The sequence below is a fragment of the Cognatundibacterium curvum genome (genome assembly GCF_014284235.1).
GTDB classification, from domain to species: domain Bacteria; phylum Pseudomonadota; class Gammaproteobacteria; order Burkholderiales; family Burkholderiaceae_D; genus Undibacterium; species Undibacterium curvum.
The window spans coordinates 253,555-279,902 of the sequence record NZ_JACOGD010000004.1 but is presented as its reverse complement, the minus strand read 5'-3'; the positions used below and the strand labels follow the sequence as shown (position 1 = coordinate 279,902).

Genomic DNA, 26,348 nt, shown 5'->3' with positions numbered 1-26,348 from the left:
GTTCTCACAGTTCAGACCTGTTTATATACTGTGGTCAGCTTGATCAGCGTGATCTGCTTTGTTTCATGCAAACGTGCTTATCCCCCATATTGCTACAGATGAAGGAAAGAAAATACCATGTGGCCTTATCCTAAAGTGTTAGCGCATCGCGGTGCAGGTAAGTTGGCGCCGGAAAATACCCTGGCCGCCTTGCGTTGCGGTCTGGCACTGGGTTTTCATGCGGTCGAGTTTGATGTGATGTTATCAAAGGATAGCGTCCCTGTGCTGATGCATGATCCCGAATTTGGGCGCACTGTGGCGGGAAGTGGACTGGTTGCCGGGACGGATGCGGCAGATTTACTGACTATGGACGCGGGTAGCTGGCTGGATGCACGCTTCCAAGGCGAGCCAGTACCCAGCTATGAGCAAGTCATCCATTTTTGCCGCGAACAGCAGATCTGGATGAACGTCGAGATCAAACCCAGTCCTGGCCATGAAGAAGTGACCGGACGCATTGTGGCCGCGCTGAGCGCAGCTTGCTTTGCAGATGTGGTGAGCAGCGATCCTGCACGGCTGCCCTTGCTCTCATCATTTTCAATGACTGCATTGCGTGCTGCCAAAACCGCAGCACCGCAAATTCCGCGCGCCTTGCTGCTGGATAGCCCGCATCCCGATTGGAAATCCATGCTGCAGGAGCTAAGCGCAGTTGCGCTGCATGTGAACCACAAACACCTGAGTCAGGAATGGGCGGCGCAGGTGAAAAATGCGGGCTACGGCCTGTTCTGCTACACCGTCAATGAGCCTGAACGTGCACACGAATTGCTGCGCTGGGGTGTGGATGCGTTTTGTACCGATTATCCGGACCGTATTCCAGCTGATTTCTAACCGCAGCCTGCGCTAAACTGGCTGCGTGATTTTTCATAGCATGATGCGGGTTGTCCGCGACTGGTATTTTTCATCCTGATACAGTGTGCAGAGTCTGCTACTCCCCGTTACATGCGCATACAAAACCGTGTCAGCGCGGAGTTCGCCAGCCCGTTATACAGCTAAGAATATCAGTGCGCCAGTCATCACGCTGCGTTCTCAGACCGCTGCTCAATACCTTGTTGAGCCTTATCTCTACCGACCAAAACAGGAGTCACAATGAAAGCTCATCCATTTGCCATGCTGGCCCTTATTAGCCTGTTTGCCGCACCGGCTTTTGCACAAAACACCAATACCCCGAAAATCGATCAGCGTCAGGTGCGTCAGGAAAAACGCATTGCACAGGGCGTCAGCAGCGGCGAGCTGACAGCCAAAGAAAGTGCGAATCTGGAAAAACGTGAAGCGAAAATCGAAGCCGACAAGCAGGCAGCGAAAGCTGATGGTGTGGTGACTAAGCAGGAGCGCGCCAAACTCAGGCATGAAGAAGATGTTGCCAGCCGTCGCATAGAACAGAAAAAGCACAATGCACGCAAGGTAACGCCTTGATACGCTGATACGCTGACCCGCCAGACATCTCAAAGAAAAACCGGCTTAGTGCTGGTTTTTCTGTTTTTGTTTTCTTCTATAGCCACTTTAGACTGAGATGCAGTCTGGCTGTGGGCGGGCTGCGCAGCTGACTATAAGCGGGACAGCGAAGCGGGCGGGGGATGATGTTGCTAATTTGAGCAGCTTTTGGATTCGGGCAGGTTTGGGGTGCCGGAGTCCAGAATTTATACCGTATAATCAGACGTTAACTTCATTTTCAGCAAAATTCTCACTATCTATGAACTCGTCCGAAATCCGCGATAAATTCCTCAGCTTTTTCGAATCTAAAGGCCATACGCGTGTGCGTTCTTCCAGCCTGATTCCCGGTAATGATCCTACGCTGCTGTTCACCAACTCCGGTATGGTGCAGTTTAAAGACGTGTTCCTTGGTCAGGACAAGCGCGCCTATACCCGCGCCACCACGGCACAGCGCAGTGTGCGCGCCGGTGGTAAGCATAACGATCTGGAAAACGTGGGCTATACCGCACGTCATCACACTTTCTTTGAAATGCTGGGTAACTTCTCTTTCGGCGATTACTTCAAAAAAGATGCGATTCACTATGCCTGGGAATTGCTGACTACCGTGTATCTGCTGCCTAAAGAAAAGCTGACCGTGACCGTGTATCAGGAAGACGACGAAGCCTACGATATCTGGAAAAATGAAATCGGCGTGCCCGTCGAGCGCATCATACGTATCGGCGACAACAAAGGCGCACGCTACGCTTCCGATAACTTCTGGCAAATGGCCGACACCGGACCTTGTGGCCCATGTACCGAAATTTTCTACGACCATGGTGCTGATATCTGGGGCGGTCCTCCGGGATCTGCTGAAGAAGACGGCGACCGCTACATTGAAATCTGGAACCTGGTGTTCATGCAGTTCAATAAAGATGAACACGGCGTACTGCATCCATTGCCTAAACCATGCGTGGATACCGGCATGGGTCTGGAGCGTTTGTCTGCAGTGCTGCAGCATGTGCATTCCAACTATGAAATCGATACCTTCCAGGCCCTGATCAAAGCCGCCGCACGTGAAACCGGCTGCACCGATCTGGAAAACAATTCCCTGCGCGTGATTGCTGATCATATCCGCTGCGCCGGTTTCCTGATTGTGGATGGCGTCATTCCAGGTAACGAAGGCCGTGGCTATGTGCTGCGCCGTATTACCCGCCGCGCACTGCGTCATGGACACAAGCTGGGTCAGAGCCAGCCTTTCTTCTTTAAACTGGTCAATGATCTGGTGCAGGAAATGGGAGGAGCCTATCCTGAGCTGGCCGAGGCTGCTGAACGTGTGGCACAGGTGATTCGTCAGGAAGAAGAACGCTTTGGTGAAACGCTGGAAAACGGTATGAAAATTCTGGAGGCGGCGCTGGCGAAAGATGGCAAAAACCTCGATGGTGAAACTGCTTTCACTTTGTATGACACTTATGGTTTCCCGCTTGATCTGACGGCCGATATCTGCCGTGAACGCAGTGTGACGCTGGACGAAGCAGGCTTCAATGCTGCGATGGAATTGCAGCGTAAAAAAGCACGCGAAGGCGGCAAGTTCAAGATGGCAGCTGCGATTGAATATAGCGGCGAGAAAACCCGCTTTGTCGGTTACGAACAACTGCAACACGAAGCTAAAATCATCGCTCTGTATGTGGATGGCAGCGCCGTGAATGAAGTGCAGGCTGGCCAACAGGCTATCGCGGTACTTGATACTACGCCTTTCTATGCTGAGTCCGGCGGCCAGTGTGGTGATTCCGGCGTGCTGGTCGGCAGCGACGGCGCGGTATTCGAAGTCGCTGACACCCAGAAAATCCAGGCTGAAGTATTCGGTCATCATGGTGTTCTGAAGTCTGGCAAGCTGACTATCGTGCAGACCGTGAAAGCAGAAGTCGCCGCTGATGTGCGTGCGCAAACCATGCGTAATCACTCTGCCACCCATCTGATGCACAAAGCGCTGCGTGAAGTGTTGGGCAGTCATGTGGCACAGAAGGGTTCGCTGGTGGATGCAGATAAGACCCGCTTTGACTTCAGCCACAATGCAGCGATGACGGCTGAGCAAATCCGTCAGGTTGAACAGATCGTAAACCGCGAAATCCTGGCGAACGTCGCGACCCAGGCGCAGTTGATGGGCTTTGATGATGCTGTTAAACACGGTGCAATGGCCTTGTTCGGTGAAAAATACGGTGATGAAGTGCGCGTGCTGGACATCGGCTCCTCACGTGAGCTGTGCGGTGGTACCCACGTCAGCCGTACCGGTGATATTGGTCTGTTCAAGATCGTGGCAGAGGGTGGCGTTGCTGCCGGCATCCGTCGCGTTGAAGCTGTTACAGGTGAAGTCGCGCTGGCGCTGGTGCAGAACCTGAACAATCGCGTGCTGGAAGCAGCGGCAGCATTGAAAGCTCAACCGGAAGAGCTGACCCAGCGTATCGCGCAGGTGCAGGATCATGTCAAAGCGCTGGAAAAAGAACTTGCTACGCTGAAGTCGAAAATGGCATCCAGCCAGGGCGATGAACTGGTGAATCAGGCAGTCGACGTGAAGGGCATCCGCGTACTGGCAGCGACGCTGGAAGGCGCAGATGTGACGGCCTTGCGTGAAACCATGGATAAGCTCAAGGACAAGCTCAAAACAGCGGCTATCGTGCTGGCATCGGTCAGCGATGGCAAGGTCAGCCTGATTGCGGGCGTGACTGCTGATGCGACTGCACGTCTGAAAGCGGGTGAGCTGGTCAATTTCGTGGCCCAGCAAGTTGGCGGTAAAGGCGGCGGCCGTCCTGACATGGCGCAGGCCGGTGGTACCGATCCATCGGGCTTGCCAGCAGCATTGGCTGGTGTCGCTGATTGGGTTAATTCACGCGTATGATCCACATCCGTCGCGCAGAACTCTCTGATGCGGCCCAGATCCAACGGGTCTATGCAAGTTCCGGCGCCTACGCCGGAACGCTGCAACTGCCACATCCCTCACTCGATATGTGGCAGGAAAAATTACGGCATTTTCCTGCCGAAGATGTCTTGCTGGTCGCAATTTATGATGGCGTGATCGTGGGAACGGCAGGATTGCACACTGAGAAAAAACAGCGACGGGCCCATGCGGCAACACTGGGTATCGGTGTTGCCGATTCTTTTACTGGCCGTGGAGTCGGTACGGCACTACTCACGGAATTACTTGAGTTCGCCGATAACTGGCTGCCGATATTGCGTATAGAGTTGCACGTGTTTTGTGATAATGCTGCAGCCGTACATCTGTATCAGAAATTCGGTTTCGAGATAGAAGGTACACACCGTGCGCATGCCTTGCGTCACGGCAGTTATGCTGATGTGTATTCCATGGCCAGGCTGCATCCACGCCAGCCGTTACTGCCATTACATCAGCGCTGATGAACTTACGTTATTGCCCGGTCTGCGCGCAGACCCTGACCGAACGTGCTGATTCCGGTGAGGGTGGCAAACTCAGGCTGGCCTGTCCTGATGGACATTGGACACATTGGGATAATCCTTTGCCTGTTCTGGCAGCTCTGGTTGAGTACGAAGGGAAGATTTTATTGGCACGTAATGCGGCCTGGCCTGAAAAAACCTTTGCACTGATTACAGGCTTCATGGAGCGTGATGAAACGCCGGAGCAGGGCGTGGCACGTGAACTCAAAGAAGAAACCAATTTGCAGGCGGAGCAGATCAGTCTGATTGGTGTGTATGAATTTATGCGCAAGAATGAGTTGATTATTGCCTACCATGTGCGTGCATCCGGCGAAATCCGCTTATCTGAAGAGTTGATTGAGTATCGCCTGATTGCGCCGGAAAAACTGCGACCCTGGCGTGCGGGAACTGGTCTGGCCATGGCGGACTGGATGCGCACGCAAGGCTTGGAACCGGTTTTTACAGATTTCTAAATCTGCATCTGAAAAATCCAGATTGTCATGTTGTTTGCAGCATAATTAAAAGCAATGCTTTAGCAGTTTTTTGTTTCTTTGCTGCATTTTGGTGCAAAAATATTGGTAGAAAATTCAGAAAATGTTGTTAGTGTGCTGCATTGCACCATGTCTGTCGAAATTCCGGTAGAATTGGTGCATCACAAGTTTTGCGAATGGTCGTAATCCATTTGCTGCTACAGGAAAAATCATGCAATTCAATAAAGAACTGGATGCCCGTGGACTGAATTGTCCACTGCCTATTCTGAAGACTAAAAAGGCGCTGGCCGAGATGATTACCGGCGAAGTGCTGCATGTGCTGGCGACCGATCCAGGCTCAGTGCGTGACTTCAAGGCATTTTCCAAACAGACTGGCAATGAATTGCTGGCGCACGAGGAAAAGAGCAGTGAGTTTGAGTATTTCATCAAACGCAAATAAGCACTGCTGGCAGTTTGTGTCTGTGCCATATATACGCACAGACTATTCTCAGCCTAAGATGTACGTGTTAATTTCAAGCATCATGCTAATAATAAAAAACCCGCTAAACAGGCGGGTTTTTTATTATTAGCTATTTATCCGGCGTCGCTGTTGTATTTGACTGTTTGGGCTAATTACCGACAGGATGTCGCAATTTTGCAGGTATTTCTGGGGATTAGACCTACTGCTCTAGCTTCAGTTTGCGCAAAAAAGGAACGATCGTGCTAAATTTGCGGAAATGTTGATAGTTTCGATTTATAATTCTTAAGATTTACGTATACGTCAATTTGAGTGCGCAATTGGCCCAAAACGCTTAAGATGCTTTATTTGTACATCAACGATGTTGCTACAAAGTTTAAATACGCTACGCGTAGATTTCCTGTAAATGCATCCTGTTAGTTAAGTAGGACTTACGCAAAACCGCCCCAGCGGCGTTATGGCTCCTTGTCGTACACTGCGTACTGCCTGCGTCGCTATGCCTTGCTGGGACAATTTTGCGTAAGTCCCATTAAGTATTTTAAGTATTTAAATTTTAACTTTTCTGTATCCCTCATTAGCTCATAAAGGCAGAACTATGAAAGTCCTGGTACCAGTCAAACGAGTAGTCGATTACAACGTCAAAGTACGTGTTAAATCCGATGGCACTGGCGTTGATATTGCTAACGTCAAAATGTCGATGAACCCATTCGATGAAATCGCGGTGGAAGAAGCTACCCGTCTCAAAGAAGCTGGTGCGGTCACTGAAATCGTTGCGGTTTCCTGTGGCGTTACACAATGCCAGGAAACATTGCGTACTGCGATGGCCATTGGCGCAGATCGCGGCATATTGGTGGAAACCGATGCTGAGCTGCAACCATTGGCAGTGGCAAAACTGCTCAAGGCATTGGCAGACAAAGAACAGCCACAACTGATCATCCTGGGTAAGCAAGCGATTGATGATGACTGCAATCAGACAGGTCAGATGCTGGCCGCATTGCTGGGCTGGCCACAGGCGACTTTCGCATCGAAAGTCACAGTCGCTGACGGTAAAGCAACAGTGACCCGTGAAGTTGACGGCGGCCTGGAAACAGTCGCTCTGACGCTGCCAGCCATCGTAACGACCGATCTGCGTCTGAACGAGCCACGCTATGTGACTTTGCCTAACATCATGAAAGCAAAGAAAAAGCAGCTGGACAATGTGAAACCTGCTGATCTGGGTGTGGATGTGACTTCCCGCGTCAAGACACTGAAAGTCGCTGAGCCAGCAAAACGCAGCGCCGGTATTACCGTACCTGACGTCGCGACACTGGTGTCCAAACTGAAAAATGAAGCCAAGGTACTGGGCTGATTTGCCCGGCTTGCTTGCTGATACAGACACATCTTTTACGAATCTTTGCACCAGATCTGATGCTGGTGCTTTATTAAGTGGAAAACATCATGACTACACTCGTCATCGCTGAACACGACAATGCTGGCCTGAAGGGCAGCACTTTGAATACCGTTACTGCCGCTCTCCAATGCGGTGGTGATGTGCACGTACTGGTTGCTGGCTCCAATGCTGGCGCCGCTGCTGCTGCAGCTGCTCAAATCGCTGGCGTGAGCAAGGTATTGCACGCTGACGCGGCACATTTTGCAGATGGACTGGCAGAAAACATTGCTGAACAAGTGCTGGCAGTTGCTGCTGCTTACAGCCATATCCTGGCACCGGCAACCGCTTACGGTAAAAACATACTGCCACGCGTCGCAGCGAAGCTGGACGTAGCACAGATTTCTGAAATCACTAAAGTTGACGCACCAGATACCTTTGAGCGTCCTATCTATGCCGGTAATGCTATCGCTACTGTGCAATCTTCCGATGCAGTCAAAGTCATCACCGTGCGTAGCACAGGTTTTGATGCAGCTGCTGCCAGCGGTGGTTCTGCTGCTGTAGAAACAATCGCTGCAGTTGCTGATTCCGGCAAGTCTGCTTTCGTTTCGCGTGAGGTGGCGAAATCTGATCGTCCAGAACTGACGGCAGCCAAAATCATCGTTTCCGGCGGTCGTGGCATGGGTTCTGCTGACGCGTTCAAAGTACTGGAACCGCTGGCAGATAAGCTGGGCGCGGCGATGGGTGCATCCCGTGCTGCGGTCGATGCTGGCTATGTGCCAAATGACTGGCAGGTTGGTCAGACCGGTAAGATCGTTGCGCCTCAGCTGTACATTGCAGTCGGTATTTCCGGCGCGATCCAGCATTTGGCAGGGATGAAAGACTCCAAAACTATCGTTGCTATCAATAAAGATCCGGAAGCACCGATTTTCTCTGTGGCTGACTACGGTATCGTTGGCGATCTGTTTGAGATCGTTCCGCAACTGGTTGCTGAACTGGGCTGATTGCAGTTGGCTTGAGTTGACATGAAATACCCGTGGATATGCAGCTTGCCTGATATCCACCGAGGACAGAGTGAGTGGTTTGTCGCGTGATTGACAGCATAGAAATTGTTGTTGTGACACATTGCTGATTCTGTCCTTTTTTTACGACCAGCGTTTGTGCGTGTTGCTCTGAGCACGATTAGCAAGGTTTGAATAATTGTAGGTCCTCACTATTTTGGGAAAAGCTATGAGTTATGTTGCTCCTGTAAAAGACATGCTGTTTGCGATCAATGAACTCGCCGGTTTGTCTGATGTGAACGTATTGCCGGGTTGCGAAGATGCTACTGCGGAAACGGTTGAAGCCGTGTTGGAAGAAAATGCCAAGTTTGCCGGTGAAGTCGTTGCACCTTTGAACTGGGAGGGCGATAAGGCGCCAAGTTACTGGCAGGATGGTCAGGTATTCACCACTAAGGGCTTCAAAGAAGCATTCAAACTGTTTGGTGAGGCGGGCTGGCAGGGTGTTCAGCATCCGCAGGAATTCGGTGGTCAGGGCTTGCCTAAGCTGGTTGCGACGCCGTGTATCGAAATGTTGAATTCCGCCAGTATTTCCTTTGCTTTGTGCCCTTTGCTGACTGATGGTGCGATTGAGGCTTTGCTGACAGCGGGTAGCGATGAGCAAAAAGCGATTTATCTGGAAAATCTGATTTCCGGTAAATGGACTGGTACGATGAATCTGACCGAGCCTCAGGCTGGTTCTGATCTGGCCATGGTACGCAGCCGTGCAGTTCCGCAAGGCGATGGTAGCTATAAAATTTTCGGCACTAAAATTTTCATCACCTATGGTGAGCACGATATGGCAGAAAATATCGTCCATCTGGTGCTGGCACGTACGCCGGACGCGCCTGAGGGTGTCAAAGGTATTTCCCTGTTCATCGTGCCTAAATATCTGGTCAATGCCGATGGCAGCCTGGGCGAGCGCAACGATGCGCATTGCGTATCGATAGAACATAAGCTGGGTATCAAAGCCAGCCCGACTGCGGTATTGCAGTTCGGCGATCACGGTGGTGCGATAGGCACGCTGGTCGGTGAAGAAAACCGTGGTCTGGAATACATGTTCATCATGATGAATGCAGCCCGCTTTGGCGTTGGTCTGCAGGGCATAGGCGTGGCTGAGCGTGCTTATCAAAAAGCCGTTCAATATGCGCGTGACCGCGTGCAGTCGCGTGATCTGGCAGGTTCTGCTGGTCCGGTTGCGATTATTCATCATCCTGACGTGCGTCGCATGCTGATGTCGATGCGCGCACAGACTGAAGGCGCGCGCGCATTGGCTTACGTGGCTGCGGGTTTCAGTGATATTGCACATCACCATACCGACGCGGCAATTCGCAAAGAAAACCAGGCTGTCTATGAATACCTGGTGCCTATCGTGAAAGGCTGGTCGACAGAGATGTCGCTGGACGTGACTTCGACTGGTGTGCAAGTGCATGGCGGTATGGGCTTTATCGAAGAAACCGGCGCAGCACAGCATTACCGTGACGCGAAAATCCTCACGATTTACGAGGGTACGACCGCAATTCAGGCGAATGATCTGGTGGGCCGTAAAACGGCACGTGATGGTGGTGCCACTGCCAAGGCATTGATCGCACGTGTGCGTGAGACAGAAGAAGCGCTGGCTCTGCTGGCAACCACAGACAGCGTCGCGATTCAGCATCAGCTGGCGGCGGGTTCTGCTGCACTGGAAGATGTAGTTAACTTTGTGGTGGCAAATGTGAAGCAGGATATCAAAGGCGTATTTGCTGGCAGCGTGTTGTATCTGAAGCTGGCTGGTATCGTGCTCGGTGGCTGGCAAATGGCGCGTGCCGCAGTGATTGCGCAGCAACAATTGCAGGCGGGTCAGGGTGATGCTGACTTCCTGCAAGCCAAGATCGCCACTGCGCGTTTCTTTGCTGACCATATCCTGTCTGCCGCGCAAGGTTTGCGCTCTGCTATCGTGGATGGCAGTGCAGGCGTGCTGGCATTGCGTGAAGATCAGTTCTGATTCAACTGGTGTTCACCGCCTGATTTCTGGGCAGTGACGGAATCTAAAAAGCCCGGGTGCAGTTCAAACTGCCCCGGGCTTTTTTACGCGGTTCTCAGGGCTGGGGTTTTAGCCGTAGGCGCCGCCAGTGTAAAGCAGGTCAAAGCTGCGTGCTAACACGCCTATCAGGGCTATTGCACCGACACCGGTAGCCAGCACCAGTAGCAAGGCCAGCAACCAGCCAGAATCACTGTAGCCGGGGGCACCTGGATTATATTGCGCGTCCCATTTCTCATCCGCAGTCAGGCCGAATACCAGGCCGCATAGCAGTGCAATCAGAAATGACAGGATGAGTAAGCCGTAACTGAACAGGCCTGGCCAGCCAAAGAAAATGCTGGCGATCAGGGCGGAGACCGGTAAGCTGCTAAAATGCAACCAGCCCAGCTTATCGCGCCAGCCGTGTAAATAGAAGCGATGTGCACCCAGGCTGCCCAGGGTAATCGCCAGTAAGCTCGCCAGCGTCTTGTTTTTCGGGGATGTGGTCATGGCTTTAGCAGGTAGTCTCAGAGGGGTTGATTGTAGACTAACACTCTGCTGGTGTCGAAAAGCAGACGGGGTGACAGGATATCTTGGATAATCCTTGCTTCTTTTGATTTAAGCGGGCTATAATCTACAGCTTTTTCCGCGTTTAGTACATTTTTTTTGGAAATATTATGGTCGTTATTCGTTTAGCTCGTGGTGGTGCAAAAAAGCGCCCTTTCTACAATATCGTTGCTGCTGACTCTCGCAATCGTCGCGATGGTCGTTTTATCGAACGCATCGGTTTTTACAATCCAGTAGCAACTGGCAATGCTGAAGAAGTTCGCGTTGCTGCAGACCGTCTGGCTTACTGGCAAGGCGTAGGCGCACAACTGTCCCCATCAGTTGCACGTCTGGTTGCTCAAGTTGGCAAAAAAGCAGCTTAATAGTTTGCTTTCTATGTCCGCAGGAGTTCATGTTCCTGAAGATCTGGTCCTGGTGGGCTATGTCTCGGGAGCATTTGGCATTCAGGGTTGGGTAAGGATACGTCCTTATTCTGCCGACGCAGATGCGATGTTATCCGCTAAAGACTGGTGGATAGACCGGCCGGAATTGCAGGAAATCTCACGCCTGGAAGCAAAAATCCATGGCGAGGATGTCGTTGCAAGACTGAAGGGCGTCGCTGACCGGAATGCAGCTGAGGCACTGAAAGGTGCGACAGTTAAAATTTCACGCAAGCATTTCCCACCTCTGGCTGAAGGGGAGTTTTACTGGATAGATCTGGTAGGGCTGGAAGTTCGTAACCTGGCCGGCGAAAGTCTGGGCGTGGTACGCGATCTGATGGATAACGGTGCGCATCCGATTTTACGGGTGGCGGCGCCGGATGTTCCTGAAGCTGAATTGCACAAGCACGAAAAGCTGATCCCATTTGTTGAACATTTTGTCAAACAAGTAGATCAGGCTGCGCGCAGCATACAGGTCGACTGGGGTACGGATTATTAAGCGAATGGAATCAGAACGCACAAGTCTGCAGTTTGATGTCATCACGCTGTTTCCGGAAATGTTTGCCGCGCTGACGCAGTCTGGAGTCACGCGCAGAGCATTTGAACAAAATAAATGTGGCTTGAAGTTGTGGAATCCACGTGATTTCACGACTGATCGGCATCGCACCGTGGATGACCGGCCGTACGGCGGCGGGCCAGGCATGGTGATGATGGCTAAACCCTTGCAGGATGCCATACAGGCAGCCAAAGACAGGCAAATCGCGGCTGGTGCGCAAGCGCCAAAAGTGATTTATCTGTCGCCACAGGGACAGCGTTTGTCGCATCAGAAAGTGATGCAACTGGCTGATTTGAGTGGTGTTGTGCTGCTGTGTGGTCGCTACGAGGCAGTTGACCAGCGTTTGCTGGATAGCTGTGTTGATGAAGAAATCAGTCTGGGTGATTTTGTGCTGTCTGGCGGAGAAATTCCGGCGATGGCCTTGATGGATGCAGTCATTCGTCAAATCCCCGGTGTGCTGCATGATGATGCATCTGCAGTCGAGGATAGTTTTGTCAACGGTTTGCTCGATTGCCCACATTACACGCGCCCTGAAGTGTTTGAGGGTGAAGCGGTACCTGCCGTGCTGTTGGGCGGGAATCATGCCGAGATCGAAAAATGGCGTCGTCAGCGTGCTCTGGAAGCGAGCGCACAAAAACGACCAGACCTGATTCAGAGCGCACGTGAAGCCGGCTTATTAAGCCGCGCTGACGAAAAGTTTTTAAGTAGTTTATAAGTTTCCTGTTTACGTTTTTTGTTTGCAGGGAAGTAAGGCGTATGCCAGTTGGCATACATGTTAACCCCCATCCTCTACCGGGCATCAGTCAGAATTTCTGCAGCGTCGGCAAGATGGTTATCGGAGTATAAAAATGGATCTGATCCAAAAATTAGAGCAAGAAGAAATTGCTCGCCTCGGCAAAAACATTCCTGAATTTGCACCTGGTGACACAGTTGTTGTTAGCGTCAACGTTGTTGAAGGTAACCGCAAACGTACACAGGCTTACGAAGGTGTTGTTATCTCCCGTCGTAACCGTGGTTTGAATTCCAACTTCATCGTTCGTAAAATCTCTTCCGGTGAAGGCGTTGAGCGTACATTCCAGTTGTACTCTCCACTGATCGCTTCGATCGAAGTGAAACGTCGCGGTGACGTACGTCGCGCTAAGCTGTACTACCTGCGTGAACGCTCTGGTAAATCTGCTCGTATTAAAGAGAAATTGCCAGCACGTAAAGTTGTTGCAGCAAAAGCAGAGTAATATCTGTTTCTGCCTGTATAAAAAAGGGATGCCTCAGGCGTCCCTTTTTTTATCACTGCGTTTTTTTACAAGTCGCTCCGGTCTGCCGATGATCAACCGTCAATGGTCAGCAGGCAAGGGCAGTCAGACCTTCGTATTTTGTAAAGTTTTTTCCGGAAAGCCTGTAGTGAGCCGAACACTGAACAACCCGCAATTATTTCCCGTCACTGCGATTGATGATCAAGGCATGCCAGCGGCTGAACGCATGACGGTCGCTGGCTTGCGTCAGCGCTTCCGCCAGACGCTGGATTGGCAGCCTGAAATCAATGTTGATGAACAGTCTATGCATAGCGGTGCCGCATTTCGTCCGGCCTCGGTGCTGATACCGGTCGTGAACCGAGCTCAGCCCAGCTTATTGCTGACGCAGCGCGCGGCTAATTTACAGCATCATGCGGGACAAATCAGCTTTCCTGGTGGTCGTTTTGAAGAGAGTGATGCCTCACTGATTGATACCGCATTGCGTGAAACCGAAGAGGAAGTCGGTTTGTCGCGCCAGCAGATCGAAGTGCTGGGCGTACTGCCCGAATATAGGACCGGCACTGGTTATCTGGTCACGCCAGTAGTTGCGATCATCGAACCACCGTTTGAGATACGTTACGACGAAGGCGAAGTGGCATCTGTGTTTGAAGTGCCGCTGGCTTTTCTGATGGATGGCAAACACCATGAGCGGCGCTTAGTGGCCATGCCAGACGGCAGGGAAAGACATTTTTATGCCATGCCCTATGAGCAGCACTTCATCTGGGGTGCCACCGCTGGCATGCTGCGCAATTTGTACCACTTTTTGCGCGCCTGATTTTTCTATTGTTGAATAACAAGCTGTGCTCAGTGCCGGGCAGTCAGCTTAATGCAATGAAATGAAGTGACCAGCGCAGGCAAATTGAGCTCGCTGTGGTCCGCACGCAGCAGAGCAGATTTAGTCTTGCTCATGATTATCAAAAGTAATCAACGCAAAGCTTCATAATCCCATCAAATCGGTTTACACTTGCCGCATTTGCAAACTATGCGCAGGCATCTGGTGCAGCCAGTACGGATCAGCCCACTATGACATTTATCTCGATATTGTTAGCTTTACTCATTGAGCAGTTGAAGCCTTTGCGGGCGGATAATCCCATTTACACGCAGATTCAGATTCTGGCCAATAAAATCGAGGCTTCCTTTAATGCGGGTACCGTCAAGCACGGTCGCCTTGGCTGGTGGCTGGTGGTGGGTTTGTTGACCGTTCCTACAGCGCTGATTTACTGGCTTTGTCTGCGCCTGAGTCCGTTTGCGGCGCTGGCCTGGAATGTGCTGATTGTCTACCTGACGCTGGGTTTCAGACGCTATAGCCATTACTTTACTTCTATTCAACTGGCACTCAGTTCCGGTGACGATGAAGCTGCACGGCGCTATCTGGCCGAGTGGACGCATCTGGATACCAGCGACATGGATGTCTCGGAAATTTCGCGTTTGACAGTAGAACGCGCGCTGATGGCGACGCACAGGAATGTATTTGGCGTGTTTTTTTGGTTCCTGATGCCGGTTGGTCCCGCCTGCGCGGTGATGTATCGGGTTGCCGAGTACCTGGCGCGGGCCTGGACCGAGCCTGAACATATGCAGGATGAGGCCTTTGGTCAGTATGCGACCAAAGTGTTTTACTGGATAGACTGGGTACCGGCGCGTTTGACGGCGGTTGCATTTGCGGTGGTCGGTAATTTTGAAGATGCAGTGTATTCCTGGCGTAATTATGCTGATCGCTGGAAGGACGAAGTGGTTGGCATTATTCTGTCTGCTGGCGGTGGTGCGCTTGGCGTGCGACTTGGCGAGCCGGAAGAAAAAGCCATGATCTTACAGGCTGACGCAAGTGCAGTCGATATCGATAGCCTGGATCTGGAAAGCCAGCCTGGTACGGAAGCTACACCGCGCGCGCTGCAGAGCGCAGTGGGACTGGTTTGGCGAGCTTTACTATTGTGGATGCTGCTGCTGGCCTTGTTATCATTTGCCGTCTGGATCTGACAAAACTCAAAAAACGCGATGCCTGCATCGCGTTTTTTTATGCCCGCTGATTTGTATAGTCTGCGGATGGGTATGTAGAAAACAGCGGATGCCGGGTTTTTATCATGCAGGAAATCGCCTATAGTGGAACGGCAAGCACGAAGCTGCTGTAACTGTAATATGCACCAAAAGAGTGATTTTATTCTGCTATCCTGTTGATTTTGCAAGTGTTTTTGGGAGGGCTGCGTCAGAAATCAGGCTTCGAGCCCTGCCTCCACAGATTTATCTGATGCACAGGTTTCGAACCAAGTCTTCTATAAGATATAATATGGAAGTATCTTGAAAGCTTAGTGTCACATAATGATGTTTTGCTTTTTTCAATTTTGCTTCACAGCGAGCCGAGCACATGGCCGAATCCAATAAAACACCTTCTCAGCCAGTCCGCGAGTTTTTCATCCTGGGTCTGACCAGCAGTGGAAAACAGTTCCGTCCCAGCGATTGGGCCGAGCGCTTATGCGGTGCCATGTCGTGTTTCAGTCCCGACGGGGGCAGGCATGCCCATTTGCAGTATTCGCCCTATGTGCGTCCGATTTTGCTCAATGGTGTGCGCTCTGTGGTGGTGAATGAAGCGATTCGCGATATCGAGCCCCTGGCCTATCACTTTGTCCTGAGTTTTGCCAAGGACAATGATCTGCAGATTATTGATGCCTGTCTGCTGCCGGATGAGGCAGAGACTAAAAGGTAAAAGAGTAGCCTGACTGGCTGGCCCGTTGTCCTATGGTAGCCCTTGTCACGCGCATTTCCCATGAGCCAGCACCTCATTCATAGCCTGCCAGTCAGCCTCAGTCTGTCGTCACGGGTGTTGGCGCCAGGGTGGCAGGTGCCACCGCATTGATCACCAACTCACGTAACCACAGATTGGCCGGATCCTGATCCACATTCTGATGCCAGTACAGATACACATCCCAGGTAGGCATGGCCAGCGGCAGGTGCAGCATCTGATGGCCAAACTGTTCATTCGCAATACGCGCATAGGCTTCCGGCATGGTCAGTAGCAAGTCGGTCTGACTGACGACCCGGCAGGCGGCGTAATAATGCTGGCAGCGCAGCCGTATCTTGCGCTGCAATCCCAGGCGACTCAGCTCCACATCTTCCAGCCCCGGTCCGTGCCTTCTCGAGCTCGCCAGTATGTGCTCCGCATGCAAATATTGCTCCAGCGAGATCTGCGCTTGGATTGCAGGATGTTCCTGCCTGACCAGTATCACAGTTTTATCCTGCAAAATGCGCTGACGCCGGATTTCACCCGACAGCGGCAGCAGCATATCGATCGCCAGATCCAGCGTGCCGGCCGCCAGTTCAGCCACCAGTTCGCGCCGCTCGACCTGGATAGCCTGTAGCTGTATCTGCGGCGCCTGTTGCGTCAGTTGATGCAGCAGCGGCGGCAGGATAGTGGATTCCAGCACATCGCGCAAAGCAAGATGACACTGCTTGCTGGCGGTTGCCGGGTCAAAGCGCGCATGTTCCTGCATACTCAGCTCCAGCCCGCGCAGTGCCTGCCTGACCGGCTCGATCAGGTTACGCGCCATTGGCGTAGACACCATGCTTTGTCCTTGCCGGATAAACAAAGGGTCCTGAAATAAATCGCGTAAACGTTTGAGTGCATGACTGATGGCAGGCTGCGTCAGGTTCAGTTGCTGCGCTGCGCGCGTCACGCTGCCTTCGGTGTACACCGCGACAAACACGACAAACAAATTCAGATCAACACGGGATAAATGCATAATATTTATAAATAATGATTACTAGTATTCATTTGATTGATTATAGGGCTGGACTTACACTGCGCACATACTTTTTAGTTTGTTGCAGCGCATTGCAGCTTGTCGACGTCTTCCCAGTCAGGCACTGCTGCAAGCAAGGAACTTCAGACAGCATTTCTATACTCAGCATTGAAGGGCAGATATGGCACAGATTTTTTTAGTGCGACATGGACAAGCTTCATTTGGCAGTGAAAATTATGATCAATTGTCGCCTTTGGGTGCTGAGCAGGCACGTCATCTGGGGCGATGGTGGGCAGAACGCGATATGCCGGTGGCGCGGGTCGTCACCGGAGCGATGCAACGCCATCACCAAACAGCAGCAGCTTGCCTGTCCAGCTGGCTGGATTTGCCTGAGGCCGCACTGGATGCCAGTAACTGGCAGCAAGACGCACGTCTGAACGAGTATAACCACCACGAAGTGCTGGCACGCCACACGCCGGAGTTTGATGATCCGCGTGTGGTAAAACGCTTTTTGATGGATACCCCGGACGGCAAGCATGCTTTTCAACAGATTTTTGCGGCCGCCATCACACGCTGGATTTCAGGTGAGTACGATAGCGAATACTCGGAAACCTGGCGCGCGTTCCAGCTGCGTTGCGTACAGGGTCTGCAGGCGCAAATGGCGTTGCAGGATGGTGCGAAGCACATTGTGATTTTCACTTCAGGCGGTACCATTTCTGCGATTTGCCAGCATCTGCTGGGCTTTGAAGATGCGCGCTTCGCCGGGTTTAACTGGTCACTGGTGAATACCGGTGTGACCCGTCTGCTGGTGCCGGAAGCTGGCCCCGGCGCCGGTTCCGCTTTTCTGACCGGTCTGAACCAGTATGCCCATTTAGAAGTATTGAATCAGTCTAAGCTGATTACCTTTGTCTGAAACGCATTTTTGAGAGCAAACAAATACTGACTTGCATCCGCGATTTCGGATTTCGGATCAAGCTCAGGAACTAGTCTACCCCCCACACATCAACGGAGCCCGCATGGATTTTCAATACAGCCAGAAAGTACAGGATCTGCAACAGCGTCTGATCGCGTTCATGGACGCGCATATTTATCCGAATGAGCGAGCCTTCTTCGATGAAGTGGCGGCCAACCGGGCTGCAGGTAATGCCTGGATACCGACCCGTGTGGTGGAGTCGCTCAAAGAAAAAGCGCGTGAAGCAGGTTTGTGGAATCTGTTTTTGCCAGAGTCAGGTCATGGCGCAGGATTGACGAATCTGGACTATGCACCGCTGTGTGAAATCATGGGGCGGGTAGTCTGGGCGCCCGAAGTATTCAATTGTTCGGCACCGGATACCGGCAATATGGAAGTGCTGGCACGCTATGGCACGCCGGAACAGCAGGCGCAATGGCTGCAGCCTTTATTGCGCGGCGAGATACGTTCTTGCTTTGCCATGACAGAGCCGGCAGTTGCTTCCTCAGATGCGACCAATATTGAAGCATCGATCCGCAAAGACGGTGACAGCTATGTCATCAATGGCCGCAAATGGTGGTCGTCAGGCGCGAATGATCCGCGCTGTCAGGTGTTTATTTTCATGGGTAAGAGTGATCCGGATAATGCCGATCGTCATCGTCAGCAATCCATGATCATCGTGCCACGTGATACGCCGGGCGTGCGCATATTGCGCGCCTTGCCGGTGTTTGGTTATGACGATGCGCCGCATGGTCATGGCGAAGTCTTGTTCGAGAACGTGCGCGTACCGGCTGCCAATATGCTGTTGGGTGAGGGACGTGGTTTTGAAATCGCACAGGGAAGGCTGGGGCCGGGCCGCATCCATCATTGCATGCGCCTGATCGGATTGGCAGAACGCGCATTGGAAAAAATGTGTCAGCGTGCGGTCACGCGGGTCGCGTTTGGCAAACGGGTGGCCGAGCAGACCGTGACGCTGGAACGTATCGCTGAATCCCGCATCCTGATTGATCAGGCGCGCTTTCTGGTGCTGAATGCGGCGCAGATGATGGATACCGTAGGCAACAAGGCTGCCGCCAAAGAAATCGCCATGATTAAAGTGGCCGCACCGACTATGGCTTGCCAGGTGATTGACTGGGCGATACAGGTACATGGCGGTGGCGGGGTGTCCGATGACTTTGGTCTGGCCTACGCCTATGCCCAGGCCAGAACCTTACGCCTGGCCGATGGCCCGGATGAAGTGCACCGCAATCAGATCGGCAAAATGGAATTGAAAAAGTATCTGCCTGCCCGTCCGCACTGATGCCTTGCAGCTTGTCGCGCTATGTGGCCTGCTATCTGTGTTAGCAGGCCACATAACACCATGTGTCTGCTGCTAATACCAGCTGGACTCTGACCGAGCACCTGTCAGGACTCAGGTAGCATTTTTCAGGCTTTTTTAGTCGGATATGCAGGACAAAAGCGCGCAAGCTGCGCGCTGTTGTCCTGCTGTTGCAATGTGCTGAAGATGGAGTGGCATACCAGTTCTCTTTTTCTGGAGAAATGTTGCATTATGTTCTAGTATGCAGGCAAATTATTTCCCTCAATAAGGTTTGCCCGTGTACCAAACTCAGCTTCAGACGCAGACGCCTCCCGCTGCGCGCGCGGGTGCGACAGTGCCGGTTTGTCGTGTGTTGATCCTGACTTTCGCCTATTGGGAAGGTTTGTCGCGCCTGCCTGCTGTGTTGCATCAGGCTGGCTGCGAAGTCAGCGTATTTGGGCCTCCAGCAAATTACCCCGCCTTGTCGCGCTATGTCACGCGCCGCACTTCGGTCGCCGGGGATATAGATCAGTTGCTGGATCAATTGCAGCAGTATCTGGCACAGCCCCAGCATCAGGCAGACTGGATCGTGATAGGCGATGATCCCTTATTGTATGCACTGGAAAAACGTCAGCAACAAGGCTGGGTGCAGCAAGTGCTGCGCCATTGCATTGCGCCGGATAAACTGGGGTTTGCTACTTCTAAGATACAGTTTCTGCAAGCTTGTCAGGCCGCAGACATTCTGGTCCCTGCATTTCAGATTTGTCATACCATGCAGGACTTGCAGCAGGCTGCGCAGCGCTTTGGTTTTCCGCTGGTACTCAAAGAGGCGCAAGGTTATGCGGGACTGGCGGTGCGCATCATTCACACTATGGAGGAGTGCGCGCAGATCGATCTGAGTCATGCCTGGATTGCGCAGGAGTTCATTACTGGCCGTTTGCTGAGCGCATCTGCCGTATTCCGTCATGGTCAGTTATTGAGTCTGTTTTCGTATTACCGCAGCCGTACCTGGGGCGAGCTGGGACCGTCCGCCGCGATACAGTTTCAGTCCTTTCCGGGGCTGGACGATATCGTGCAACGTAGCGGGACGTTGTCTGGTTTTCATGGGCTATGTGGCTTTGACCTGATACAGCAAGAGGGGAGCGGTGCTTTGTATTTGCTGGAACAGAATTTCCGTCCCACGCTGACGCTGGATCTGGGCCGCCTGGCCGGGGTGGATGTGGTCGCGGCCCTTAAGCGTATGCTGGCAGATGGCCAGGTCAGCGAAGAGTGGCGGCAGTCTGCGCAACATACTCAGCATAAAGCGGTGATTCCCTTATTTCCGCAAGATGTATTCCGCGCTGTGGATAGCGGTGATTTCGCGGGTCTGCTGCGCTGGATATGGGACCCACGTTACTGGCCTTACCTGCGCTGGCATGAGCCACGCATTGCCTTGCGTAACTGGCGCCATGTGGCGGCGAAACTGCGACTACGTATCCGGCATCGCCTGCGTTTTAACGCCACATAAAAAAAGCTGGCCTCCTTGCAGAGGCCAGCTTTTTTGCTGAGCTATTTCAGTTTCAGGATTTCTGACTCAGGGTGCTGTGCACAGACAATGCGTCAGTGCGGTGTACCCATTGCTCCCCTTGTTGACTTCATTGAGCCAACTGAAATCATTCGCGATCTGCTGTGCAGCAGCCGGTGCGATACCAGTTGGTACCAGCGCGACTTTGAACTGATCGTGCAGGATTTTCGCAGTCTGCGCTCCCAGCAATTCAAACAGCTTATCGACGCGGGACATTTCCGGTTCCACATAGCTGATGCGATAGTCGCTTAGCTTGGCACGTTTGGCTGCAGTCAGTATCGCATCGTTATAGCTGCCGGTACGGTCGATCAGGCCACGTTCTTTGGCCTGGGTGCCAGTCCAGACCCGGCCTTGTGCCACTTCATCGATTTTCTCAGGCGTGGTTTTACGTGCAGCAGCAGCCTTGCCGGTAAAGTCGCTGTAAATATGATTGATACTGCTTTGTACCAGCTCAGCAAACTTAGGATTGAGCGGGCGCAGCGGATTGTAAGGCTCAGCCAGCCAGGTGGTGGTGGTGCCCGCAGTATGTACGCCTAACTTGTCGATCGCTTTTTCTGCAGTCGGTAAAATCGCGAACACGCCGATAGAACCGGTAATGGTCGCTTCATCAGCGATGACTTCGTCAGAAGACATAGAGATCCAGTAGCCGCCTGATGCTGCCACATTACCCATAGAGATCACGACTGGCTTCCCGGCTTTACGGGTCAGTTCCAGTTCACGGCGAATCAGCTCAGAGCCAAATGCACTGCCGCCAGGTGAGTTCACACGCAGTACCAGTGCTTTGACGGAGTCATCTTCACGTGCTTTACGGATCAGCGAGGATGTGGACAAACCACCGATAGAGCCAGCTGGCGCCTTGCCTTCACTGATTTCACCTTCAGCCACGATCACGCCGACCGCATCACCAAACAGCTTAGGTTTTTGCAGCGCGAGGTAGTCATCAAAGCCGATCTGACGGAAGCTCTTGTTGTGCGCGTCACGTGGTGCAAATTTGTACATGTGCTCACGCAGCTCGTCGCGGGTTTTCAGGCCATCGACCAGCTTCATATTGATTGCCATCTTGGCTGCATCGTCGCCGGCTGCTTTCATCAGTTCCGGCAACTGATCAATACCGGCATTGATACTGCCCGCCGCTAATTTACGGGATTGCTCCACGTTGTCGGTATAGGTCTTCCACATGGCGTTGTACAGGAAGGCTTCTGCTTCGCTGGCGGCTGGTGACGGGCCATTGGCGATATACGGTTCAGCAAAGCTCTTGTAGGTGCCAACTTTGAGCAGATTCACTGTCACGCCGACTTTGTCGAGCGCATCTCGGTAGTAATTGCGATAACCACCGAAGCCGGTAATCATCACATTCCCCATAGGATGCAGGTAGATTTCATTCGCATGTGAAGCCAGGAAATACTGGCGCTGATCGAAATGCGAGCCCCAGGCGATCACGGTTTTACCGCTGGCTTTAAACCGGTCCAGTGCAGCGCCGACTTCACGCAGCATGGCCAGACCAGAGCCACCCATATCATCCAGCAGCAGTACGGCGCTGCTGATTTTAGGATCTTTCGCTGCATTGTCGAGCACGCTTAGTATGTCACGCAGCTGTGTCGATTTTTTTGCACCTGCCCCCTGCGCTTCCGCCAGCAGGGCATCCCGTGCGTTGCCGGTATGTTGTTCGACCAGCGCACCTTTAAAGTCCAGTATCAGTGCAGTTTTGTCTTCCAGCTTTCTGGGGCCGCCGGAAAACATGCCGATCACGATACTGATTAGTATCAGTAACAAGAGTAAATTCAGAATAATACGGCGACCGGTATCGAGGGCATTCCAAAGATACCGGAAACCGGTTGCGATCCAGCGAAATGGGGTAATACGCATAGTAGTAGCTCCTTGTGTTATTCAGGCCAGATTGCTTGCAGTATCTGAGTCAGATGCGCGCCCGCACGGACCAGTGCATCATCCTTCAGGTTGGACATGGTTTTTTCATATTCCAGTGGCAGTGCGATAGACCAGCTATTGCCGCGTTGATTCGGTGTGCTCTTGCTGAATTGGGTACCATCAAACAGTTTTCTGGCATCGCGTATGGCGTCATTGGCCCACAATACCGGCAACTGCTCAACCGGTGCTTTCACCACCGAATAGGTCTTGGCTTTTTTGCTCAAGGCCTCATTCATTTTGCCGCGTTTGTAATTAAACGGTACGTCATCCCACAGCGAATGCAGATTACCGCAAGGGCATTGCAGCGCGTTGCCGCCCACGGTATTCGAGCCACGGTCGTACTCGCCACTATCCGGGTCGATGACTTTACCCTCTGCATTCAGAAAAACTGAACCTACGTGCAAAGGTTGGTGAATATCACCGACATAGTGAACTAACAGCGCCAGAGCCTCTTCTTTGTCTTTGAATGAAAATGGTTTTGGGGCTTCCTTACCTTGCAATACCAGCGCGGCTGCGCGGATTGCCTGTACCACGTCATGATCGCTGGTGCCGACATAACCGGTCTTGTATTGATCGTGTTGAATCGCGACGTCGGCGTAGTGGTATTGCTTATGGCAGGTTTCTTCATCAAACGCAGGATTGCATGCGGAGTTATTCCGTTTGACGTAATCTGCCATCGCTGCAATCCCGGCAGCGGTCTCAAACGGTGCACATTCCGGATAACGACCAGTCGAGGTGTAAGCAAAGTCTTTTTCCGGTGCGATGCCTTTCACGCAATCGCCCCAGACCGCGACTTTTTCCAGCGTATTGTTACCCAAAATGGCTTTCACCTGAGCACCAGCCTTGGTACCCGCCAGCAGATTGTCTGCCACTGCACCTATACTTTGGTGACCATCTGCACCCCAGGCAAAACTGAGTTGTGGAAAGGCAGTTGCTGCCATGAGTAACGTAGTGATGAATAGTTTTTTCATTTGCAATCAGAAAAATTCTTAAATTTACTGCCCTTGGAGCAGCGTAAAAAGTGGGTGATGCGTAGCGCACCAGGTAATCTGCCTCGCCTGAACAGCACAGGGTTTAGCGTCGCGGATTTTGACCGCTGTTCTTTATCTATCGTTCCATGATCTGCATTTTAATTTCCGTCAGTCTGAGAAACGCGGGCTGTATCGCTGCCTTGATCTGTTGTTCCGGTTTGCGCTGCCAGTCTTCGTTAAGCATATTGATGGTCCAGCGATCTGCTTCATTGGCCGGGCGGTACTCCAGCCGTAATTGCGCTGGCACAGAAATACCCTCAGCATTCTGTGAAAAATCAATCTGGGCCGTTGTTTCATTTTCTGTTGCCGTTACACGCAGCGGGCGTCCCGAGTTCTGATCAACACTGGTTGTCAGAGTGTAGTTGACGGCCTTAGTCTCAATTTTGCATTGAAATACGACGGTGCCAGCGGCAGTTGCCGGTGTCGCGACACGCTTAGGAAGTGGGCAGTCGGCCAGAATCAGCTCTGGATGATTGGCAATCGCGCTGCTGATGTGGACGGTACGTGAATTTTTTTTGTCAGACCGGTCTTCGGTCATGCGCACCGGTTCGCCATTTTCCCAGCTTTGCAGCCTGGCTGTCGGTACCAGATCAGCCTGCTCTTTCCAGTTATTTCCTTTGGCTATATACGCTGAAGTGATGCTGCCAGCAACCCAACCCGAACTGGCACGCACATAGTGCAAGGTGTTCTGCCATAGCGGATCGGCTTTGGCAGGCTCTGCTGTGAGGGCAAATGCGCTGGGTGTGATACCAGCGAGTGTCAGTGTGCAGAGCAAAGCTATTCTTTTCATTGAAGGCCTCTTTTGATTTTATTTTTGAGGACGGACGCAATTTAGTCCCGATAAGGGGGAGATCATGGTCAGCATCCCCGGCCCTGGCAGTTTTACGTTAATCCCGTTTTTATCTGATATGTCCAATCCAGGTGCTGCTATGCATTGGTATTAACATATCGCACCGGCAATATTACCAGAGCTGGATGTTGGTATCTGTCTAATCTGTAAGGCGTACTTGTCAGTACACTATGATTCGACTTGAGGAGCAATACCAGCTAAAATGATGGGTTTTCCTTCCAATTTGCGGCACCTGTTATGACTACCATCAACGAATCCCCGGACGACGCTACTTCAAGCACGGTCACCAACAGTGCGCCGTCAAAAAATCTGATCAACCGTGAAGTGGCCCGGCGCCGTACTTTCGGCATTATTTCTCACCCGGATGCGGGTAAAACCACACTGACAGAAAAGCTGCTGATGTTTTCCGGCGCGATTCAGCTGGCCGGTACCGTCAAAGCACGTAAGAGCGGCCGTCATGCGACCTCGGACTGGATGGAAATCGAAAAGCAGCGCGGCATTTCCGTCGCTTCTTCAGTCATGCAGTTTGAATACCGCAATCACGTGGTGAATTTGCTTGATACCCCGGGTCACCAGGACTTTTCTGAAGATACCTATCGCGTACTGACGGCAGTGGATTCAGCGCTGATGGTGATTGATGCGGCTAAAGGTGTGGAAGAGCAAACCATCAAGCTGCTCAATGTCTGCCGCATGCGCAATACGCCTATCATCACTTTCGTCAACAAGATGGACCGTGAAACGCGTGATCCGCTGGAATTGCTGGATGAACTGGAATCGGTGTTGAAAATTCAATGCGCCCCCGTGACCTGGCCTATCGGCATGGGTAAAAACTTCCGCGGTGTGTATCACATCCTGAACGATGAGATTCTGTTGTTTACGCCGGGTAGTGAGCGTGCCGATCAGGAATTTGAAGTCATCAAAGGCATAGACAATCCACGCTTGCAGGAGATGTTCCCGCTGGAGATGGATCAGTTAAAAATGGAAGTGGAATTAGTGCATGGCGCTTCCCATCCCTTCAGTCTGGAAGACTTCCTCGCAGGTGTACAGACCCCGGTATTCTTTGGTTCTGCGATTAATAACTTCGGTGTACGTGAAATTTTGAATGCCTTGCTGGACTGGGCACCGCCGCCACGTGAGCGTGATGCGACTGTGCGTTCGGTTGAGCCAAATGAACAGCCTTTCTCTGGCTTTGTATTTAAGATTCAGGCCAATATGGACCCGGCGCACCGTGACCGTATCGCATTTTTACGCGTGTGTTCCGGACGTTTCGAGCGTGGCATGAAACTCAAGCACCTGCGTCTGAACCGCGACATCAAAGTGTCCTCAGTGGTGACCTTCATGGCGTCCTCGCGTGAGCAGGTGGAAGAGGCGTATGCAGGCGATATCATCGGTTTGCCAAATCACGGCAATATGCAGATTGGCGACAGTTTTTCTGAAGGCGAGATGTTGCAATTTACCGGTATTCCTTACTTCGCTCCGGACTTCTTCCGTACCGCACGTATCCTGAATCCGCTCAAGATCAAGCAATTGCAAAAAGGTTTGCAGCAATTGGGTGAAGAGGGTGCGGTACAGGTGTTTAAGCCTGTGGTCAGCAGTGATCTGGTGCTGGGCGCGGTTGGTGTGCTGCAGTTTGAAGTGGTGGCCAGCCGTCTCAAAAATGAATATGGTGTGGATGCCGTGTTTGAGGGCACCAGCATCAGCAGTGCACGCTGGATCACCTGTGACGATAAGAAAATGCTGGCCGATTTTGAGCGCTCATCGGCGGGTGCGAACATCGCTTTTGATGCGGCTGGTAATATGGCCTATCTGGCGACTTCCGGTGTCAATCTGAAACTGACGCAGGAACGCTGGCCTGGCGTTACCTTCCATGCTACACGTGAGCATGCAGCGAAACTGAGCTGATGTTTACTCTGCAGAGTTAGCAATAAA

At 52.2% G+C, this 26,348-nt stretch carries 25 protein-coding genes; 20 read left to right on the top strand and 5 right to left on the bottom strand.

Translation table 11 applies throughout. From position 1 onward, the window contains the following. The first annotated feature begins 117 nt into the window (after positions 1-117). The 9 genes from ugpQ to H8K43_RS09390 all read left to right on the top strand — a co-directional run bounded on the left by ugpQ (position 118) and on the right by H8K43_RS09390 (position 10,225). A complete protein-coding gene (gene ugpQ / locus H8K43_RS09430; protein ID WP_186903589.1) occupies positions 118-864 on the top strand; it encodes a glycerophosphodiester phosphodiesterase in 747 nt (248 codons plus the stop codon). A 258-nt stretch (positions 865-1,122) separates the two neighbouring features. After that, complete coding sequence (locus tag H8K43_RS09425; RefSeq protein ID WP_222611000.1) at positions 1,123-1,449, top strand: hypothetical protein; 327 nt, start codon at positions 1,123-1,125, stop codon at positions 1,447-1,449. A 277-nt stretch (positions 1,450-1,726) separates the two neighbouring features. After that, the gene (alaS, locus tag H8K43_RS09420; protein WP_186903588.1) at positions 1,727-4,339 is read left to right on the top strand and encodes an alanine--tRNA ligase; all 2,613 of its coding nucleotides are present in this window, start codon (positions 1,727-1,729) and stop codon (positions 4,337-4,339) included. Beyond that, the gene (locus H8K43_RS09415) at positions 4,336-4,854 is read left to right on the top strand and encodes a GNAT family N-acetyltransferase (protein WP_186903587.1); all 519 of its coding nucleotides are present in this window, start codon (positions 4,336-4,338) and stop codon (positions 4,852-4,854) included. The genes alaS and H8K43_RS09415 overlap by 4 nt, the downstream gene beginning before the upstream one ends. Next, positions 4,854-5,363, top strand: a complete 510-nt coding sequence (locus H8K43_RS09410; protein ID WP_408058508.1) for an NUDIX domain-containing protein — start codon at positions 4,854-4,856, stop codon at positions 5,361-5,363. The genes H8K43_RS09415 and H8K43_RS09410 overlap by 1 nt, the downstream gene beginning before the upstream one ends. Before the next feature lie 229 nt (positions 5,364-5,592). Further along, positions 5,593-5,820 (top strand): sulfurtransferase TusA family protein, encoded by a 228-nt coding sequence (locus tag H8K43_RS09405; RefSeq protein ID WP_162021312.1) that lies wholly within the window; start codon positions 5,593-5,595, stop codon positions 5,818-5,820. A 613-nt stretch (positions 5,821-6,433) separates the two neighbouring features. Continuing rightward, a complete protein-coding gene (locus tag H8K43_RS09400; RefSeq protein ID WP_186903586.1) occupies positions 6,434-7,186 on the top strand; it encodes an electron transfer flavoprotein subunit beta/FixA family protein in 753 nt (250 codons plus the stop codon). A gap of 89 nt (positions 7,187-7,275) precedes the next feature. Next, positions 7,276-8,208, top strand: coding sequence for an electron transfer flavoprotein subunit alpha/FixB family protein (locus H8K43_RS09395; protein ID WP_186903585.1), 933 nt, complete (start codon positions 7,276-7,278; stop codon positions 8,206-8,208). A 226-nt stretch (positions 8,209-8,434) separates the two neighbouring features. Beyond that, complete coding sequence (locus H8K43_RS09390; protein ID WP_186903584.1) at positions 8,435-10,225, top strand: acyl-CoA dehydrogenase; 1,791 nt, start codon at positions 8,435-8,437, stop codon at positions 10,223-10,225. 108 nt (positions 10,226-10,333) lie between these two features. On the opposite strand, the gene H8K43_RS09385 is transcribed toward H8K43_RS09390, so the two are convergent. Next, the gene (locus H8K43_RS09385; protein WP_186903583.1) at positions 10,334-10,750 is read right to left on the bottom strand and encodes an NINE protein; all 417 of its coding nucleotides are present in this window, start codon (positions 10,748-10,750) and stop codon (positions 10,334-10,336) included. 167 nt (positions 10,751-10,917) lie between these two features. Between H8K43_RS09385 and rpsP the strand changes: the two genes are divergently transcribed. The 7 genes from rpsP (at position 10,918) to H8K43_RS09350 (ending at position 15,769) form a co-directional block, all read left to right on the top strand. Next, on the top strand, positions 10,918-11,169 hold the full coding sequence (gene rpsP / locus H8K43_RS09380; protein ID WP_162021307.1) for a 30S ribosomal protein S16: 252 nt from the start codon (positions 10,918-10,920) through the stop codon (positions 11,167-11,169). Between the two features lie 13 nt (positions 11,170-11,182). Continuing rightward, positions 11,183-11,725 carry a ribosome maturation factor RimM gene (gene rimM, locus H8K43_RS09375; protein ID WP_186903582.1) on the top strand — a complete coding sequence of 181 codons (543 nt, stop codon included), beginning with the start codon at positions 11,183-11,185 and terminating at the stop codon, positions 11,723-11,725. Positions 11,726-11,750: 25 nt separating this feature from the next. Continuing rightward, the gene (gene trmD / locus H8K43_RS09370; RefSeq protein ID WP_186903736.1) at positions 11,751-12,497 is read left to right on the top strand and encodes a tRNA (guanosine(37)-N1)-methyltransferase TrmD; all 747 of its coding nucleotides are present in this window, start codon (positions 11,751-11,753) and stop codon (positions 12,495-12,497) included. Positions 12,498-12,630: 133 nt separating this feature from the next. Next, entirely contained in the window at positions 12,631-13,014 is a 384-nt protein-coding gene (rplS, locus tag H8K43_RS09365) for a 50S ribosomal protein L19 (protein ID WP_162021305.1), read from the top strand. A gap of 166 nt (positions 13,015-13,180) precedes the next feature. Further along, positions 13,181-13,846 (top strand): CoA pyrophosphatase, encoded by a 666-nt coding sequence (locus H8K43_RS09360; protein ID WP_329604504.1) that lies wholly within the window; start codon positions 13,181-13,183, stop codon positions 13,844-13,846. Between the two features lie 248 nt (positions 13,847-14,094). Continuing rightward, on the top strand, positions 14,095-15,045 hold the full coding sequence (locus H8K43_RS09355) for a CobD/CbiB family protein (RefSeq protein WP_186903581.1): 951 nt from the start codon (positions 14,095-14,097) through the stop codon (positions 15,043-15,045). Positions 15,046-15,430: 385 nt separating this feature from the next. Next, the gene (locus tag H8K43_RS09350) at positions 15,431-15,769 is read left to right on the top strand and encodes a DUF3579 domain-containing protein (RefSeq protein WP_186903580.1); all 339 of its coding nucleotides are present in this window, start codon (positions 15,431-15,433) and stop codon (positions 15,767-15,769) included. Between the two features lie 97 nt (positions 15,770-15,866). Here H8K43_RS09350 and H8K43_RS09345 read toward each other — a convergent pair whose 3' ends face one another. Then, positions 15,867-16,802 (bottom strand): LysR family transcriptional regulator, encoded by a 936-nt coding sequence (locus H8K43_RS09345; protein ID WP_186903579.1) that lies wholly within the window; start codon positions 16,800-16,802, stop codon positions 15,867-15,869. Positions 16,803-16,983: 181 nt separating this feature from the next. Here H8K43_RS09345 and H8K43_RS09340 point away from each other — a divergent pair, with 181 nt between their 5' ends. From H8K43_RS09340 to H8K43_RS09330, 3 genes are all read left to right on the top strand, one after another. Continuing rightward, complete coding sequence (locus H8K43_RS09340; protein WP_186903578.1) at positions 16,984-17,715, top strand: histidine phosphatase family protein; 732 nt, start codon at positions 16,984-16,986, stop codon at positions 17,713-17,715. A 103-nt stretch (positions 17,716-17,818) separates the two neighbouring features. Beyond that, the gene (locus H8K43_RS09335) at positions 17,819-19,051 is read left to right on the top strand and encodes an acyl-CoA dehydrogenase (RefSeq protein ID WP_186903577.1); all 1,233 of its coding nucleotides are present in this window, start codon (positions 17,819-17,821) and stop codon (positions 19,049-19,051) included. A gap of 367 nt (positions 19,052-19,418) precedes the next feature. Beyond that, complete coding sequence (locus H8K43_RS09330; protein WP_186903576.1) at positions 19,419-20,555, top strand: ATP-grasp domain-containing protein; 1,137 nt, start codon at positions 19,419-19,421, stop codon at positions 20,553-20,555. Between the two features lie 66 nt (positions 20,556-20,621). On the opposite strand, the gene sppA is transcribed toward H8K43_RS09330, so the two are convergent. From sppA to H8K43_RS09315, 3 genes are all read right to left on the bottom strand, one after another. Next, complete coding sequence (gene sppA, locus H8K43_RS09325) at positions 20,622-22,478, bottom strand: signal peptide peptidase SppA (protein ID WP_186903575.1); 1,857 nt, start codon at positions 22,476-22,478, stop codon at positions 20,622-20,624. A 17-nt stretch (positions 22,479-22,495) separates the two neighbouring features. Then, positions 22,496-23,509, bottom strand: a complete 1,014-nt coding sequence (locus tag H8K43_RS09320) for a S1/P1 nuclease (protein WP_186903574.1) — start codon at positions 23,507-23,509, stop codon at positions 22,496-22,498. 136 nt (positions 23,510-23,645) lie between these two features. Continuing rightward, positions 23,646-24,359 (bottom strand): hypothetical protein, encoded by a 714-nt coding sequence (locus tag H8K43_RS09315; protein ID WP_186903573.1) that lies wholly within the window; start codon positions 24,357-24,359, stop codon positions 23,646-23,648. A gap of 297 nt (positions 24,360-24,656) precedes the next feature. Here H8K43_RS09315 and H8K43_RS09310 point away from each other — a divergent pair, with 297 nt between their 5' ends. Beyond that, positions 24,657-26,321: a peptide chain release factor 3 gene (locus H8K43_RS09310; RefSeq protein ID WP_186903572.1), complete on the top strand. Its 1,665-nt coding sequence runs from the start codon at positions 24,657-24,659 to the stop codon at positions 26,319-26,321. Positions 26,322-26,348: the final 27 nt, after the last annotated feature.

Bases quoted from the DNA above. Each gene is read 5' to 3' on its own strand.
- ugpQ (WP_186903589.1), top strand. From the start codon at position 118: ATGTGGCCTTATCCTAAAGTGTTAGCGCATCGCGGTGCAGGTAAGTTG.
- H8K43_RS09425 (WP_222611000.1), top strand. From the start codon at position 1,123: ATGAAAGCTCATCCATTTGCCATGCTGGCCCTTATTAGCCTGTTTGCC.
- alaS (WP_186903588.1), top strand. From the start codon at position 1,727: ATGAACTCGTCCGAAATCCGCGATAAATTCCTCAGCTTTTTCGAATCT.
- H8K43_RS09415 (WP_186903587.1), top strand. From the start codon at position 4,336: ATGATCCACATCCGTCGCGCAGAACTCTCTGATGCGGCCCAGATCCAA.
- H8K43_RS09410 (WP_408058508.1), top strand. From the start codon at position 4,854: ATGAACTTACGTTATTGCCCGGTCTGCGCGCAGACCCTGACCGAACGT.
- H8K43_RS09405 (WP_162021312.1), top strand. From the start codon at position 5,593: ATGCAATTCAATAAAGAACTGGATGCCCGTGGACTGAATTGTCCACTG.
- H8K43_RS09400 (WP_186903586.1), top strand. From the start codon at position 6,434: ATGAAAGTCCTGGTACCAGTCAAACGAGTAGTCGATTACAACGTCAAA.
- H8K43_RS09395 (WP_186903585.1), top strand. From the start codon at position 7,276: ATGACTACACTCGTCATCGCTGAACACGACAATGCTGGCCTGAAGGGC.
- H8K43_RS09390 (WP_186903584.1), top strand. From the start codon at position 8,435: ATGAGTTATGTTGCTCCTGTAAAAGACATGCTGTTTGCGATCAATGAA.
- H8K43_RS09385 (WP_186903583.1), bottom strand. From the start codon at position 10,750: ATGACCACATCCCCGAAAAACAAGACGCTGGCGAGCTTACTGGCGATT.
- rpsP (WP_162021307.1), top strand. From the start codon at position 10,918: ATGGTCGTTATTCGTTTAGCTCGTGGTGGTGCAAAAAAGCGCCCTTTC.
- rimM (WP_186903582.1), top strand. From the start codon at position 11,183: ATGTCCGCAGGAGTTCATGTTCCTGAAGATCTGGTCCTGGTGGGCTAT.
- rplS (WP_162021305.1), top strand. From the start codon at position 12,631: ATGGATCTGATCCAAAAATTAGAGCAAGAAGAAATTGCTCGCCTCGGC.
- H8K43_RS09355 (WP_186903581.1), top strand. From the start codon at position 14,095: ATGACATTTATCTCGATATTGTTAGCTTTACTCATTGAGCAGTTGAAG.
- H8K43_RS09350 (WP_186903580.1), top strand. From the start codon at position 15,431: ATGGCCGAATCCAATAAAACACCTTCTCAGCCAGTCCGCGAGTTTTTC.
- H8K43_RS09345 (WP_186903579.1), bottom strand. From the start codon at position 16,802: ATGCATTTATCCCGTGTTGATCTGAATTTGTTTGTCGTGTTTGTCGCG.
- H8K43_RS09340 (WP_186903578.1), top strand. From the start codon at position 16,984: ATGGCACAGATTTTTTTAGTGCGACATGGACAAGCTTCATTTGGCAGT.
- H8K43_RS09335 (WP_186903577.1), top strand. From the start codon at position 17,819: ATGGATTTTCAATACAGCCAGAAAGTACAGGATCTGCAACAGCGTCTG.
- sppA (WP_186903575.1), bottom strand. From the start codon at position 22,478: ATGCGTATTACCCCATTTCGCTGGATCGCAACCGGTTTCCGGTATCTT.
- H8K43_RS09320 (WP_186903574.1), bottom strand. From the start codon at position 23,509: ATGAAAAAACTATTCATCACTACGTTACTCATGGCAGCAACTGCCTTT.
- H8K43_RS09315 (WP_186903573.1), bottom strand. From the start codon at position 24,359: ATGAAAAGAATAGCTTTGCTCTGCACACTGACACTCGCTGGTATCACA.
- H8K43_RS09310 (WP_186903572.1), top strand. From the start codon at position 24,657: ATGACTACCATCAACGAATCCCCGGACGACGCTACTTCAAGCACGGTC.